Genomic DNA, 14,047 nt, shown 5'->3' on the forward strand with positions numbered 1-14,047 from the left:
CGGAGGTGAATTATGGGGGCTGTGGCAGCAATTCAGATGGTATCGGGCAGTGACCTGACGGCCAATCTCCGGGAGGTCAGCCAGTTGCTGAAGCAGGCCGCCGAGCAGGGGGCCGCGCTGGCGGTGCTGCCGGAAAACTTCGCCTTGCTGGATTCACCGGCGTTGCGGGCACTGGCCGAACATGAGCAGGAGGAGCAGGGGATTGAGCGCTTCCTGAGAGAACAGGCCCGTCAGTTGGGGATCTGGATCGTCGCCGGCAGCGTGCCGAGATTGGATGCCGGCCGGGGCGAGGTGGCTGCGCCGCGGGTGCGATCCGCCTGCCTGGTGCTGGACAGCGACGGCGAGTTGCAGGCCCGCTACGACAAGGTTCACCTGTTCGATGTCCAGGTGGATGATGCCCATGGCGCCTACCGGGAGTCCGACCTGGTGGAGGCTGGTGATGAGCTGGTACTGGTGGAGACGCCGCTGGGCAAACTTGGCCTGACCATCTGCTACGACCTGCGTTTTCCTGAGCAGTTCATGCGCCTGCGCGAGCAGGGCGCACAGCTGATAACGGTACCCTCGGCATTCACCTACGTTACCGGTCAGGCACACTGGGAAGTATTGCTGCGGGCGCGGGCGATCGAGACCCAGTGCTATCTGATCGGTGCCAACCAGGGCGGCAGGCACAGCGCCAGCCGGGAGACCTGGGGCCAGAGCATGGTGGTGGATGGCAACGGTACGGTATTGGCCCAGCGGGCGCAGGGCGCCGGGGTGGTAACGGCACCGGTCGACCTGGCGGCGCTGGACGAGCTGCGCCGGCGGATGCCGGTACTGGCGCACCGCCAGCAGGCCGGTTTTTAGTTTTTACGGATGTCGCCCGCTGCACCCAAGGGGCATACCAAGTGGGCTGTAACGCAGCGCGAAACCCTGTAGCAGCGGGCTCCGACCGCGACCGGTCTGGCACCGTACGAGGCTGTCGCCCTCAGAGCGGGCTGCTACGACAGGCCCGTCCGACCGCGATGGCTTGGCGGTGCCGAGGGTGTCGTCCACGGAGCGGGCGGCTGCGCAGCGCGAAACCTTGTAGGAGGGGCTCAGGCCGGGCAGGCTCAGCCGCGACCGGATCCGGTGCGGCTGGATTGCAGATCGAGCTGACGATTAGACGTCGGCCAGTTCGCGCAGGTATTTAAACAGCTTGCGGGCGCTGGCCGGCGGCTGCTGTTTGTCCGCTTCCTTCTTGGCATTGCGGATCAGCTGGCGCAGGTGCTGGATGTCGGCCTGCGGGTATTCCGCCAGGTAGGCCTGCAGCACATCGTTGCCGCCGGTGATCAGTTGGTCGCGCCAACGCTCCAGTTTGTGGAACAGCGCGGTGTGGGCCTGCTTGCCGGCTTCGAACCGTTCCAGTGCCTGGCGGATCTGGTCGGCATCTTCGGTCTGCATCAACCGGCCAATAAAGCCCAGGTGGCGCTTCATCGCGTTGCTACGGGGCTTGATGCGGGTGGCTTCCTCCAGCGCGGCACGCAGCTCGTCGCTCATCGGCACCTTGGCCTGCTGCTGGACGTTAAGCTCCAGCAGCCTTTCGCCCAATGCTTTGAGCTCGTGCACCTGGCGCTTGATCTCGGTCTTACTGACCCACTCTTCGTCAAACTCCGGCCCCTGGCCGTGTTCGAAATCATTATGTTCTGTCACGTCGTCTCTGTCTTGGGGGCGTTCTCAATTATTCAGCCAACGCTGCCGGAGCCCCTTTTCCCGTACAGCAAGGCAGAATGAGTGCTGTTAGTCATTCTACATAAGCGAATGATAACGCCGCTGTGGGAGAAAAGGGGCCCGGCCTTCCGGTTGCCCCTGAAAAAAGCGCCATACTGCGTTGTTCGTCATTCATTTGGAGCAACCAAACGTCTCTCCTCACGCCTTGTCTGGCGATTTTTCAGGGGCAACAGCGTGCACTGAATAACTTGAGAGCGCCCCCTATGTATAGAACAGGGTGGCCAGCCCCAGAAAGGCGAAAAAGCCCACCACGTCGGTAATGGTTGTCAGCAATACGCTGCCGGCCAGAGCCGGGTCGATCCCCATCGCTTTCAGGCCCAGTGGCAGCAGAGTTCCGGCCATCGCGCCGGCGACCAGGTTAATTACGATCGCCATCGCGATGACGATGCCGATGGTGGTGTCCTGGAACCAGGCTATCGCCGCCACGGCGACCACCGCCGCCCACAGCAGGCCGTTCAGCGAGCTGACCACCAATTCGCGGTTTAGCAGCCAGCCGGCGTTGGAGCGCTCGACATGGCCCAGTGCCTGGCCGCGGATCACCAGGGTCAGGGTCTGCGAGCCGGCGATGCCGCCCATGCTGGCGACGATCGGCATCAGTACCGCCAGCGCCACCACCTTGTCGATGGTTTCCTCGAAGATCCCGATCACCCCGGCGGCCAGGAAGGCGGTCAACAGGTTGATACCGAGCCAGACCGCCCGTCGGCGGGTGGTGCGCATGATCGGCGCAAAGGTGTCTTCATCCTCGTCGAGACCGGCCATGCTCATCAGCGAGTGATCGGCGTCCTCGCGGATTACGTCAACCACGTCATCGATGGTGATACGGCCGAGCAGCTTGCCCTTGGTGTCCACCACCGGGGCCGATACCAGGTCGTGCTCCTGGAACAAGCGCGCCACCTCGTCGTCCGGCATATCGGCCGGAATCGGCTCGACATCGGTGGTCATGATCTCGCGCACGGTGATGCTCGGATCGGAGACCAGCAGCTTGGTCAGTGGCAGAAAGCCGATGTAGACGTCCTTACGGCTGACTACGATCAGGCTGTCGGTCATCTCCGGGATCTCGTCGTGGCGACGAATATAGCGTAGCGCGGTTTCTACCGTGATGTCCGGTCGGATCGTCACGGTATCGATGTTCATCAGGCCGCCGGCGGTATCCTCCGGGTAGGAGAGGACTTTCTCGATCCGCTTGCGGTTCTGCTTGTCCATGATCCGCAGCAGCTCGCGCATTACCGTATCCGGTAGCTGCTGGATCACATCCACCATGTCGTCGACGTCGAGCGATTCGGTGATCGCCAGTACTTCGCTGGCATCCATCCGGCGCAGAATCTCGGCACGCACATCGTCGCCCAGATACTGCAGGATCTCACCCTCGTTGTCCTTGCTGATCAGCCCCCAGAGCACTTGGCGTTCCTTCGGCGGGGTCTTTTCGATCAGCCGGGCAGCTTCGGTCGGTTTGAGGCTGTTGTTGAGGATATAGCGAATCTGCTGGAACTCGCCGCCTTCCAGTGCTTCGGTCAGCCGGTCGAGATGGCTTTTTGTCGGTTGCGTGCTCATGCAGGTACCCGCTCAGGAAGACGAATATACAGGGAGGTGCCGGGTGGCGGCGCCGGCATTATAACCAAATAGCAGGGCGGGAATAAGCGTGCGCCGGGTTATTCAGCCTCGTCGAAACGGTTTTGGATCAGCGTCTCGATCGCCAGCAGCGCCTGTTCGGCGTCCTCGCCGCGGGCCTGGACGGTCAGTTCGGTTCCCTTGGCTGCAGCCAACATCATCACCGCCATGATGCTTTTGCCATCCACCTCGCGGCCCTCTTTGACCAGCTTGATATCGCTGGAAAACTGGCTGGTGGTATTGATCAGCTTGGCGGCGGCCCGGGCATGAAGCCCCAGCTTGTTGATGATGGTGACCTGCTTTTCCAGCATAGCGATGACTCAACCTCCGGATGATGTCGGGGGACTTTCTCGATTATTCAGTGCTGCCTGAACTATCGGAAACGCTCCCTAGCTCACGATGGCGAACATGGACATTATCCATACGGTCGGCGAAATGAGAAGTCAGTCGTTCGGCGATATAGACCGAACGGTGCTGGCCACCGGTGCAGCCGATACCGATGGTGACGTAGCTGCGGTTGTTGGCGGCGTAGCTGGGCAGCCATTTCTGCAGGTAGCCCCGGATATCGGCGATCATCTCGGCGACCTCCGGCTGGTTGTCGAGGAACTCGACCACCGGTGCCTCGCGGCCGGTAAAGCCGCGCAGTTCGGGAATCCAGTAAGGGTTGGGCAGCACCCGCACGTCGAACACCAGGTCGACATCCAGCGGTACACCGTGCTTGAAGCCGAACGACTCGAACTGGATCGACATCTGCTGTTCCTTGCGCTGGGCTATCCGCAGCTTGATGGTGTCGCGCAGCTGGTAGAGCGTCAGCCGGGTGGTATCGATGCGGATATCGGCCAGGTTGGCGATCGGTTCCAGCAACTCCTTCTCCAGCTGGATCGCCTCCTGCAGCCCCTGGCGGTTGTCGGTCAGCGGGTGTTTGCGGCGGGTGGCGCTGAAGCGTTTCAGCAGGGTCGCTTCGCCGGCATCCAGGAACAGCAGCTCGAGGGCGGCCTGGCCGGCAGTGCACAACTGCTGATAGATCTGCGGAAACTGCAGCAGGTTGGAGCGTAGATTACGGGCGTCGATACTGACGGCCACCTGGGCGGGATGATCGGCGTTGGCAGACATCTGCTCGACCAGGTCTGGTAGCAATCGGGCCGGCAGGTTGTCGATGCAGTAGAAGCCGATATCTTCCAGCGCCTGCAATGCGGTACTTTTGCCGGAGCCGGAACGGCCGCTGACCACCACCAGTTTCATCGGCCGGCCTCTCAGACAGCCTGATGCTGAATAACTTTATACAGCGATTCGGCGGTGTGCGCGTTGCGTAGCTGCTCGCGCACCTCGGACTTGCTGAGCAGTTCGGCAATGCTGGACAGGGTGGTGAGGTGCTCTTCGCAGGCCTCTTCGGGCACGATCAGCACGAACAACAGGTCGACCGGCTGACGGTCGATCGCATCGAAGTCGATCGGCGTCTGCAGCTTGATCAGGTAGCCCAGCGCTTCATTGCAGTTGCTCAGCCGGCAGTGAGGGATCGCCACACCGTCGCCAAAGCCGGTACTGCCGAGTCGCTCACGGTTGATCAGGCCTGCAAAGACCGCGTCCGCGTCGAGAGAGGGCGTTTGCTCGGCAATGATATTGCCGACGGTTTCCAGGATGCGTTTTTTGCTGCCACCCTCAAGATCGCAGAGCGTTCTTGAGGGTGTCAGGATGTCGGTTATCGTCATTAGAATGTGACGGAATCAGTGTTTCTTGAGTTTCTCTTTATGCTTGATGATCTGACGGTCCAGCTTGTCGGTCAGGCCATCAATCGCGGCATACATATCGTCATGTTCATGGGTGGCGAAGACCTGGCCACCGGCTACATGTACATCGGCTTCGGCTTTCTGTCGCTGCTTCTCAATGCTCAGGGTCACCTGCACATTGGTGATGTTTTCGAAGTGACGCTCCAGCTTTTCGAACTTGCTGTGGACGTAATCATTCAGTGCATCAGTCAGTTCTACATGATGTCCGGTGATGTTTATCTGCATAGCTCTCTCCTACTGACAGCGACGATCGCTCGTCTTGATTTCATTCCATTAAACCAGACGCTTCCGCTCATTAGAAGGTGGAATCGCCATCGCCTCGCGATATTTTGCGATGGTTCGGCGGGCGACCTTGATTCCTTGTTCTTCAAGCAGTTGCGTTATCTTATTGTCACTCAGCGGCTTGGCCGGATTTTCCGCGGCCACCAGCTTTTTGATCACCGCCCGGATCGCGGTCGACGAGGCGGCGCCGCCATCCGAGGTGCTGACGTGGCTGGAGAAAAAGTACTTCAGCTCGAAAATACCCCGGGGGGTATGCATGTATTTCTGGGTGGTCACCCTGGAGATGGTGGACTCGTGCATCTCCACCGCTTCGGCGATATCGTGCAGCACCATCGGCTTCATCGCTTCGTCGCCATGCTCCAGGAAGTCGCTCTGCCGGTTGACGATCTCGCGGGCCACCTTCAGCAGGGTTTCGTTGCGGCTTAGCAGGCTCTTGATGAACCAGCGTGCTTCCTGCAGGTGATTCTTCAGGTAGGTGTTGTCGGCGCTGTTGTCGGCGCGGCGAATCAGGTCGGCGTAGCTGCTGTTGATACGCAGCCGTGGCGAGATGTCCGGGTTCAGCGCCACGGTCCAGACGCCGCGGATCTTCTGCACGATCACATCGGGGATCACGTACTCCGCTTTGCCGGAGGCGATAGTCGCGCCAGGCTTGGGATTCAGCGACTGGATCAGGCTGATCACCTGTTGCAGCTGGGCTTCCTTGAGTCGGGTTTTGCGCATCAGCTGACGGTAGTCGCGGCTGCCGAGCAGGGCCAGGTGCTGGCTGGCCAGTGCGCAGGCCTCCTTCAGCAGTGGGGTTTCTTTCGGCAGTTGTGCCAGCTGCAGCAGCAGGCACTCGCTGAGGTCGCGGGCGGCGACACCGGCCGGGTCGAACTGCTGGACCCGGTGCAGCACCGCTTCCACTTCGTCCAGCTCGGCCTCGCCGAACAGCTCCGGCTCGCTCTGCTGAAAATGTTCGAGAATCTCTTCCAGGCTGACGGTCAGGTAACCGTCCGGCTCGATGCCGTCGATAATCGCCTGGGCGATCAGCTGGTCGCTGTCGCTCATCGGGGTCAGGTTGAGCTGCCACAACAGGTGGTCCTGCAGGGTCTCTTCGGCGCTGTCGTTTTCCTGCGGCAGGTCGAAATCGTCGCGGCTGGCGCTGCTCGGCAGGGCACTCTGGAAGGTATCGTCCCAGCTGCTGTCGATGCCCAGCTCGTCGGGAATATCCTCTTTCCAGTTGTCGTCGGTCAGCTGGCTGTCGTCCTGCTCGCTGCTGTCGTCACTGGCACTGGCGGTCAGTTTGTCGCTGTCGTCCGCCGCCTGCTGGTCGCGGTGTTGTTCCTGTTCGGCGGGGGCCTCGTGGTCGTCCTCGCCGGTTTCCAGCATCGGGTTGTTGTCGAGCGCTTCCTGAATCTCCTGCTGAAGATCAAGCGTGGACAGCTGCAACAGGCGGATCGCCTGCTGCAGTTGCGGGGTCATGGTGAGCTGTTGCCCGATCTTGAGTTGCAGTGCCTGTTTCATAAGCGTACTAGCTGTTACTCCTGTCAGCGTTATCGCGGTGTGCCGGCTCAGAGCCGGAACTGTTCGCCGAGGTAGGCTGCGCGTACCGCGTCGTTACTCATGATCTCGGCCGGGCTGCCGTTGGCCAGGATCGTGCCTTCACTGACGATATAGGCCTGTTCGCAGATATCCAGCGTTTCCCTGACATTGTGGTCGGTAATCAGGATACCGATACCACGTTCCTGAAGATGCTTGATGGTCGCCTTGATGTCATTGACCGATATCGGGTCGACGCCGGCAAAGGGCTCATCCAGCAGGATGAAGGACGGCTCGGTGGCCAGTGCCCGGGCGATCTCGACCCGGCGTCGTTCGCCGCCGGACAGGCTCATGCCGAGGCTGTCGCGGATATGGGTGATATGGAACTCGGCCAGCAGTTCCTCCATTTTCTGCTCGCGCTGGGCGCGGTTGAGGTCGGCGCGGGTTTCCAGAATAGCCATCAGGTTATCGCGAACGCTCAGCTTACGGAAGATCGACGCTTCCTGCGGCAGGTAGCCGATGCCGGAACGGGCCCGGCCGTGCATCGGCAGCCGGGTGATATCCTGGTCGTCGATCCGCACGCAGCCCTTATCGGCCGGTACCAGCCCGACGATCATGTAGAAGCAGGTGGTCTTGCCGGCGCCGTTCGGGCCGAGCAGGCCGACGATCTCACCCCGCTTGATGTGCAGCGAAACGTCCTTGACCACCTCGCGGCCACGGTATTGCTTGGCCAGATTTACCGCTTGCAGGCAGCTCATTCTTTACTCTTCGTCTTAGGCTGGATAACCATCTGGACGCGACCCTTGCCCTCGTCGCCACCGAAGGCATCGACCACCGAGCGGTTCATGTCGTACACGATGCGGGCGCCGCTGAACTGGTCTTCGCCCTGCTTGACGCGGGCGTTGCCTGTTGCCGTCACGCTCTGGGCGCCCACCTGGTACACCAGACGGTCGCCATATGCATCAGTATAGGGCTGATCGGCGCTGGGCTGCTGGCGGAAATGAGCTTGTTTGCCGGTGGCGATGATCTTCTGGATGCCGTCGTCGTTGCGGTGCATCTCGACATCGTCGGCGTCGATCGCCAGGGATCCCTGGCGGATGATGACGTTGCCGCGGTAGCGGGTGATACCGGTACGGTCGTCGATGCTGGCACTGTCGGCAGTGATATGGATCGGCTGTTCGCGGTCGGAGGGCAGCGCCAGGCTGCTACCGGAGAACAACAGCAGGCCGAGGGCCAGCAGTGTGGTCAATTTATTGCGCATGATTATGCAGCCCTTTTACGTCGGAGAGCAGTTCCATCCGGCCCGCCGCCAGGTCTGCGGTCATCCCGGTGGCCGTGACCCGGTCGAATGCTGTGGTCAGCACCACCGGGGCGTCAGTCTGGGCGAAGTCGCGTTGTGGAAACAGCGTCAGTCGGCTGGTGTCCAGCTGCGAGCCACGGCCAGTGTCCGGATTATCATGAACCCGCACCTTCCCTTCAAGTTCCAGTTGTTGTTGGGCGTCGTCCAGGGAGCCGTGCAGCGCAGTGATCTGAATCGGCGGGCGTCCCTCACGGTAGACTTTCAGGTGCGGGTCGCTGAAGCGGTGCTCGGCCAGTTGCGGCAGGTGCTTCATTTCGCTGGCGCTCACCTGGCGCTTGAGCCGGCCGTCGTCGCCGTACTCGGCAACCTGCACCCCGCGCATGAAGTAGTCCGCGGTCGGCTCCATCGGCGCCTCGCGTGGCTGCTGACGCGGCGTACCACCAAAGCCCCAATAGAGCAGCAGCGGTAGCAGCAGAAGGCCGGCAAGCAACAGGCGCAGACGGGTACTGCTCATCCGTAGTAGCTTTCCAGCAGCGGGGCCAGCTTACCCTGAGCATCTAGGATAAGCTCGCAGAATTCACGGCCGGCGCCCTCGCCGCCACGTCGGCTGCTGACCCAGTCGGCCTTCTGCTGGACCAGCGGGTGGCCATTCGGTACGCAGGCGCCGAACGCCGCGGCGCGGATCGCCGCCAGGTCCGGCAGGTCGTCGCCGATATAGGCGGTAACCTCGGCGTCATGGCCGCTACGCTGCCAGAGTTCCTGCAGAGCGGTCAGTTTGTCTTCGCGGCCCTGCTGCAGATAGGTGATACCCAGTGCCTTGGCACGTAGTTCCACCTGGGGGGAGCGACGTCCGGTGATGATCGCGGTTTCAATCCCGGCCTGCTGCAGCAGCTTGATACCGAGCCCGTCCAGGGTGTTGAACTGTTTGACCTCCTGGCCGTCCGGCAGGAACAGCAGCTGGCCATTGGTCAGGATGCCGTCGACGTCGAACACCGCCAGCTTGATGTTGGCCAGCTTGGCGCGTTGCACTTCGTCGAGTTCGAAAGACCAGCTCATCAGATCACCCCCGCTTTCAGCATGTCGTGCATGTTCAGCGCACCGACGGGCAGCTGGTCCCGGTCGACCACCACCAGCGCGTTGATCTGCTTGCTCTGCATGATCTGTACCGCTTCGGCGGCCAGCATCTCGGCCGGCACGGTGGTGCAGTTACGGGTCATTATCTGGTGAATCGGAGTGCTCTTGAGGTCGACGTCCTGATCGATCGCGCGACGCAGGTCGCCGTCGGTAAAGATACCGGTCAGCTTGCCGGCGCCGTCCACCACGGCGGTCATGCCGAGCCGCTTGCGGGTCACTTCGATCAGTGCCGCGTTGAGCGGGGTTTGCTCGTTGACCAGCGGGATGTCTTCGCCGGTGTGCATCACGTCTTCCACCTTCAGCAGAAGTCGCCGCCCCAGGCTGCCGCCGGGATGGGAGAAGGCGAAATCCTCGGCACCGAAACCGCGCGCTTCCAGCAGGGCGATCGCCAGCGCATCGCCCAGCACCAACTGGGTGGTGGTGGAGGAGGTCGGCGCCAGGTTCAGCGGGCAGGCCTCTTTGTCGACGCCGATATGCAAGTTGACGTCGGACGCCTGAGACAGGGTTGAGTCGGGGTTGGCGGTGATACTGATCAGCGGCGCCTTCATCCGCTTGATCAGCGGCAGGATGGTGACCACCTCGGCGGTTTCGCCGGAGTTGGACAGTGCCAGCACCAGGTCGTTGCCGGTGATCATTCCCAAGTCGCCATGGCTGGCCTCGCCGGGATGGACGAAGAATGAGGGCGTGCCCGTGCTGGCCAGGGTGGCGGCGATCTTGTTGCCGATATGGCCGGACTTGCCCATGCCGGTGACGATCACCCGGCCCTTGCAGTTCAGCATCAGCGCGCAGGCCTGGCTGAAATCGCCGTTGAGATGTTGTTCCAGTGCGCTCACCGCCTCTGCTTCAAGCTGGATGGTGCGCTTGGCGGAAGCGATAAAATCGATCTGATCAGACATAGAAATTGGATCTGCCCTGTCTATAGCTAAGGGTTAAACGCTCATAGTGTACAGCAGACCCATATAGCCTGCATAAGCGGCGCCCAGCAGGCCGCCTTCCAGCCGGCTGATGGTGCGAGGCCGCTGCCAGAGCGCGAAGGCGGCCAGCAGCAGGGTGGCGATCAGCATCGCCGAATAGTCGCGCAGCATCACCAGTTGCTCCATTTCAAGCGGCGCGATCAGACCCGGCACCGCCATCACGGCGGCCAGGTTGAAGATGTTGGAGCCGACCACGTTGCCGATGGCAATATCGTGGTGACCTTTCAGGGCGCTGGTGATGGAAGCCGCCAGCTCCGGCAGGCTGGTGCCGATCGCCACGATGGTCAGGCCGATGATCAGCTCGCTGATGCCCAGTGCCAGGGCCACTTCGGTGGCGCCCCAGACCAGCATACGCGAACTGACGATCAGCACGGTAAGCCCCAGCAGCAGCCAAAGCAGCGCCGGACCAGTCGTCAGCTCGGGCAGTTCCTCTTCATCTGCGCCGCTCAGTTCATCGTTGCCGTTCATCTTCTGGAACCGGTTGAACAGGAACAGGCAGGTTGCCAGCGTACACAGCAACAGCACCCCGTCGATACGGGTCAGCTTGAGGTCCAGCAGGATAAAGCCTGCGAATACCGTGACGGCAATCAGCAGCGGGATCTCACGGCGCAGCACGCCGGATTTGACCGGCAGCGGGGCGATCAGTGCGGTTACCCCCAGTACCAGCGCGATATTGGCGATATTGGAGCCCAGTGCGTTACCGACCGCCAGGTTGCCGGCGTCGGCCAGCGACGCCATGGTCGACACCAGGATCTCCGGTGCCGAGGTGCCGAATGCGACGATGGTCAGACCAATCAGCAGCGGCGACATACCGAAATTGCGGGCGCAGGCGGCGGCGCCGATAACGAACCGGTCTGCACTCCAGACCAACAGTACCAAGCCGATGACGATGGCCAGAATGGGGTAAAGCATGAAAGACCTTAAACCTGAGCAGGTGATTTGCGAAGGCGCTATTTAAACAGAATGGGGCAGGCGGTCAATCGCAACTGCGGATTTCATCGCATCATTCAATCGGGTGAGTCCATGCTTGGTCATCAAATATTCAGTGATGATCGGGATAATTGATGGCTGTCGATCGGCTGGCCGTGCCGGGTCGTGATGCAGTTAAGTGTCAATTGGGTCGGGTTTGCAAAACGCAGCGTTGTGGCCCTGCCGGAGCGGGGAATATTCATGTTTCACCGCCGCAATGCTATAGTTCTCGCCCTTTTTGGTAGCGCCCTGGCTACATGCCCGATTTCCGTGCGCTATTGACCGGCGTCCAGGCTGCCCTGCGGGCGGTGTTGGAGCCAACAGATTCTGAGAGCCAGATGACCCAGTTTGACGACATTGTTATTGATATCAAAGGATTGAGCTTCAGCCGCGGAGACCGGCCGATTTATCGTAATGTCGATATCCAGATCCCGCGCGGCAAGATTACCGCCATCATGGGGCCATCCGGGACCGGGAAGACCACCCTGTTGAAGCTGATCGGCGGGCAGCTCAAGCCCGATAGCGGTGAGATTCTTCTCGATGGCCAGGATATTCCCCGGTTGGGTCGGCGTGAGCTGTTCCGGGTGCGTGAGCGGATGGGGATGCTGTTCCAGAGCGGTGCGCTGTTTACCGACATGACCGTGTTCGAGAATGTCGCCTTCCCGCTGCGGGTGCACACCGAGCTGCCGGAGGAGATGATTCGCGACATCGTGTTGATGAAGTTGCACGCGGTTGGTTTGCGCGGCGCCCGCGACCTGATGCCGAGCGAGCTGTCCGGTGGCATGGCGCGCCGGGTGGCGCTGGCCCGGGCCGTGGCGTTGGACCCGGATATTCTGATGTACGATGAACCGTTTACCGGCCAGGATCCGATCGCCATGGGGGTATTGGTCAATCTGATCCGGCAGCTGAACGAGGCGACCGATCACACCAGTATCATCGTCTCGCACGATATTCAGGAGACCCTGGGGATCGCCGATTACATCTACCTGATCGCCGAGGGCGGGGTGGTGGCGCAGGGGACGCCCAAACAACTGGCCGAGGCCGACTCGCCGCAGGTGCGCCAGTTCATGCAGGGGCTGCCGGACGGACCGGTGCCGTTCCATTTCCCGGCCGGCGACTATGACGACGACCTGATGCAGGGGCGCAAGGGATGATTGAATTGATTGCGGCAACCGGCCGTTACGGGTTGGGCCGGCTGGCGGCGTTCGGTCGTGCCGGGGTGATGCTGATGCAGGCGTTGCTGGCGCGTCCGGCGCCGATGCAGATGCTGCCGCTGTTGGTCCGGCAGATCTACTTTGTCGGCGTGCAGTCGCTGATCATTATCATGGTGTCCGGGCTGTTTATCGGCATGGTGCTCGGTTTGCAGGGCTATACCATCTTGGTGGACTACGGCTCCGAACAGGCGGTTGGTCAGATGGTGGCGCTGAGCCTGGTGCGCGAGCTGGCGCCGGTGGTCGCCGCGTTGCTGTTCGCCGGGCGGGCCGGCTCGGCGTTGACCGCCGAGATCGGCTTGATGAAGGCCACCGAACAGCTGGCCAGCCTGGAGATGATCGGCGTCGACCCGCTGCGGCGGATAATCGCGCCGCGTTTCTGGGCCGGGTTTATCAGCTTGCCTCTGCTGGCGGCGGTGTTTGCCGTGGTCGGCGTCTGGGGCGGCGCGATGGTCGGTATCGAGTGGCTGGGCATTTACGAAGGGGCCTTCTGGGCCAATATGCAGAATTCGGTCGATTTCAGCGAAGATGTGCTGAACGGCAGTATAAAGGCAATGGTGTTCGGCTTCGTGGTTACTTGGGTCGCGGTGTTCCAGGGCTACGATTGCGTACCGACTTCCGAGGGAATCAGCCAGGCGACCACCCGGACGGTGGTGTATTCGTCATTGGCTGTACTGGGTCTGGATTTTGTCCTGACCGCTTTGATGTTTGGAGATCTCTGAATATGCGGACGAGGGTTATCGAGGTCAGCGTTGGTGCGTTCCTGTTGGTAGGAGCGCTGGCGCTGTTGATGTTGGCGTTGAATGTCAGCGGTTTGAAGCTGGCCGAGCGCGTCCGGCGCCGATGCAGATGCTGCCGCTGTTGGTCCGGCAGATCTACTTTGTCGGCGTGCAGTCGCTGATCATTATCATGGTGTCCGGGCTGTTTATCGGCATGGTGCTCGGTTTGCAGGGCTATACCATCTTGGTGGACTACGGCTCCGAACAGGCGGTTGGTCAGATGGTGGCGCTGAGCCTGGTGCGCGAGCTGGCGCCGGTGGTCGCCGCGTTGCTGTTCGCCGGGCGGGCCGGCTCGGCGTTGACCGCCGAGATCGGCTTGATGAAGGCCACCGAACAGCTGGCCAGCCTGGAGATGATCGGCGTCGACCCGCTGCGGCGGATAATCGCGCCGCGTTTCTGGGCCGGGTTTATCAGCTTGCCTCTGCTGGCGGCGGTGTTTGCCGTGGTCGGCGTCTGGGGCGGCGCGATGGTCGGTATCGAGTGGCTGGGCATTTACGAAGGGGCCTTCTGGGCCAATATGCAGAATTCGGTCGATTTCAGCGAAGATGTGCTGAACGGCAGTATAAAGGCAATGGTGTTCGGCTTCGTGGTTACTTGGGTCGCGGTGTTCCAGGGCTACGATTGCGTACCGACTTCCGAGGGAATCAGCCAGGCGACCACCCGGACGGTGGTGTATTCGTCATTGGCTGTACTGGGTCTGGATTTTGTCCTGACCGCTTTGATGTTTGGAGATCTCTGA

17 protein-coding genes are annotated in these 14,047 nt (G+C 61.4%); 4 read left to right on the forward strand and 13 right to left on the reverse strand.

The genetic code is table 11. The features are described 5' to 3' along the window. Nucleotides 1-12 precede the first annotated feature (12 nt). A complete protein-coding gene (locus K6T12_RS09110; protein WP_222221661.1) occupies nucleotides 13-843 on the forward strand; it encodes a carbon-nitrogen hydrolase family protein in 831 nt (276 codons plus the stop codon). 294 nt (nucleotides 844-1,137) lie between these two features. Here K6T12_RS09110 and yjgA read toward each other — a convergent pair whose 3' ends face one another. From yjgA to K6T12_RS09175, 13 genes are all read right to left on the reverse strand, one after another. Then, nucleotides 1,138-1,668: a ribosome biogenesis factor YjgA gene (gene yjgA / locus K6T12_RS09115; protein ID WP_222221663.1), complete on the reverse strand. Its 531-nt coding sequence runs from the start codon at nucleotides 1,666-1,668 to the stop codon at nucleotides 1,138-1,140. A gap of 279 nt (nucleotides 1,669-1,947) precedes the next feature. Next, complete coding sequence (mgtE, locus tag K6T12_RS09120) at nucleotides 1,948-3,297, reverse strand: magnesium transporter (RefSeq protein ID WP_222221665.1); 1,350 nt, start codon at nucleotides 3,295-3,297, stop codon at nucleotides 1,948-1,950. Between the two features lie 98 nt (nucleotides 3,298-3,395). Further along, nucleotides 3,396-3,665 carry an HPr family phosphocarrier protein gene (locus tag K6T12_RS09125; RefSeq protein WP_222221667.1) on the reverse strand — a complete coding sequence of 90 codons (270 nt, stop codon included), beginning with the start codon at nucleotides 3,663-3,665 and terminating at the stop codon, nucleotides 3,396-3,398. A gap of 43 nt (nucleotides 3,666-3,708) precedes the next feature. Next, entirely contained in the window at nucleotides 3,709-4,596 is an 888-nt protein-coding gene (gene rapZ / locus K6T12_RS09130; RefSeq protein ID WP_222221669.1) for an RNase adapter RapZ, read from the reverse strand. Nucleotides 4,597-4,607: 11 nt separating this feature from the next. Next, the gene (gene ptsN, locus K6T12_RS09135) at nucleotides 4,608-5,063 is read right to left on the reverse strand and encodes a PTS IIA-like nitrogen regulatory protein PtsN (protein WP_222221671.1); all 456 of its coding nucleotides are present in this window, start codon (nucleotides 5,061-5,063) and stop codon (nucleotides 4,608-4,610) included. A 15-nt stretch (nucleotides 5,064-5,078) separates the two neighbouring features. Beyond that, nucleotides 5,079-5,366, reverse strand: coding sequence for a ribosome hibernation-promoting factor, HPF/YfiA family (gene hpf / locus K6T12_RS09140; RefSeq protein ID WP_222221673.1), 288 nt, complete (start codon nucleotides 5,364-5,366; stop codon nucleotides 5,079-5,081). A gap of 48 nt (nucleotides 5,367-5,414) precedes the next feature. Further along, a complete protein-coding gene (locus K6T12_RS09145) occupies nucleotides 5,415-6,926 on the reverse strand; it encodes an RNA polymerase factor sigma-54 (RefSeq protein ID WP_222221675.1) in 1,512 nt (503 codons plus the stop codon). Nucleotides 6,927-6,973: 47 nt separating this feature from the next. After that, the gene (lptB, locus tag K6T12_RS09150; RefSeq protein ID WP_222221677.1) at nucleotides 6,974-7,699 is read right to left on the reverse strand and encodes an LPS export ABC transporter ATP-binding protein; all 726 of its coding nucleotides are present in this window, start codon (nucleotides 7,697-7,699) and stop codon (nucleotides 6,974-6,976) included. Beyond that, complete coding sequence (lptA, locus tag K6T12_RS09155) at nucleotides 7,696-8,202, reverse strand: lipopolysaccharide transport periplasmic protein LptA (protein ID WP_222221679.1); 507 nt, start codon at nucleotides 8,200-8,202, stop codon at nucleotides 7,696-7,698. Before lptA ends, lptB begins: the two co-directional genes overlap by 4 nt. Then, nucleotides 8,192-8,755 carry an LPS export ABC transporter periplasmic protein LptC gene (lptC, locus tag K6T12_RS09160; RefSeq protein WP_222221681.1) on the reverse strand — a complete coding sequence of 188 codons (564 nt, stop codon included), beginning with the start codon at nucleotides 8,753-8,755 and terminating at the stop codon, nucleotides 8,192-8,194. The genes lptA and lptC overlap by 11 nt, the downstream gene beginning before the upstream one ends. Continuing rightward, entirely contained in the window at nucleotides 8,752-9,297 is a 546-nt protein-coding gene (locus tag K6T12_RS09165) for a KdsC family phosphatase (protein WP_222221683.1), read from the reverse strand. Before K6T12_RS09165 ends, lptC begins: the two co-directional genes overlap by 4 nt. Further along, nucleotides 9,297-10,271, reverse strand: a complete 975-nt coding sequence (locus K6T12_RS09170; protein ID WP_255611645.1) for a KpsF/GutQ family sugar-phosphate isomerase — start codon at nucleotides 10,269-10,271, stop codon at nucleotides 9,297-9,299. Before K6T12_RS09170 ends, K6T12_RS09165 begins: the two co-directional genes overlap by 1 nt. Before the next feature lie 33 nt (nucleotides 10,272-10,304). Continuing rightward, nucleotides 10,305-11,261, reverse strand: coding sequence for a calcium/sodium antiporter (locus tag K6T12_RS09175; RefSeq protein WP_222221685.1), 957 nt, complete (start codon nucleotides 11,259-11,261; stop codon nucleotides 10,305-10,307). A 395-nt stretch (nucleotides 11,262-11,656) separates the two neighbouring features. Between K6T12_RS09175 and K6T12_RS09180 the strand changes: the two genes are divergently transcribed. From K6T12_RS09180 to mlaE (K6T12_RS09190), 3 genes are all read left to right on the forward strand, one after another. Continuing rightward, nucleotides 11,657-12,472, forward strand: a complete 816-nt coding sequence (locus K6T12_RS09180) for an ATP-binding cassette domain-containing protein (protein WP_222221687.1) — start codon at nucleotides 11,657-11,659, stop codon at nucleotides 12,470-12,472. Further along, nucleotides 12,469-13,251, forward strand: coding sequence for a lipid asymmetry maintenance ABC transporter permease subunit MlaE (mlaE, locus tag K6T12_RS09185; RefSeq protein ID WP_222221689.1), 783 nt, complete (start codon nucleotides 12,469-12,471; stop codon nucleotides 13,249-13,251). Before K6T12_RS09180 ends, mlaE (K6T12_RS09185) begins: the two co-directional genes overlap by 4 nt. A gap of 121 nt (nucleotides 13,252-13,372) precedes the next feature. Continuing rightward, on the forward strand, nucleotides 13,373-14,047 hold the full coding sequence (mlaE, locus tag K6T12_RS09190; RefSeq protein WP_222221691.1) for a lipid asymmetry maintenance ABC transporter permease subunit MlaE: 675 nt from the start codon (nucleotides 13,373-13,375) through the stop codon (nucleotides 14,045-14,047).

This window comes from Marinobacterium arenosum, assembly GCF_019795155.1.
In the GTDB taxonomy this organism is placed as follows: domain Bacteria; phylum Pseudomonadota; class Gammaproteobacteria; order Pseudomonadales; family Balneatricaceae; genus Marinobacterium_C; species Marinobacterium_C arenosum.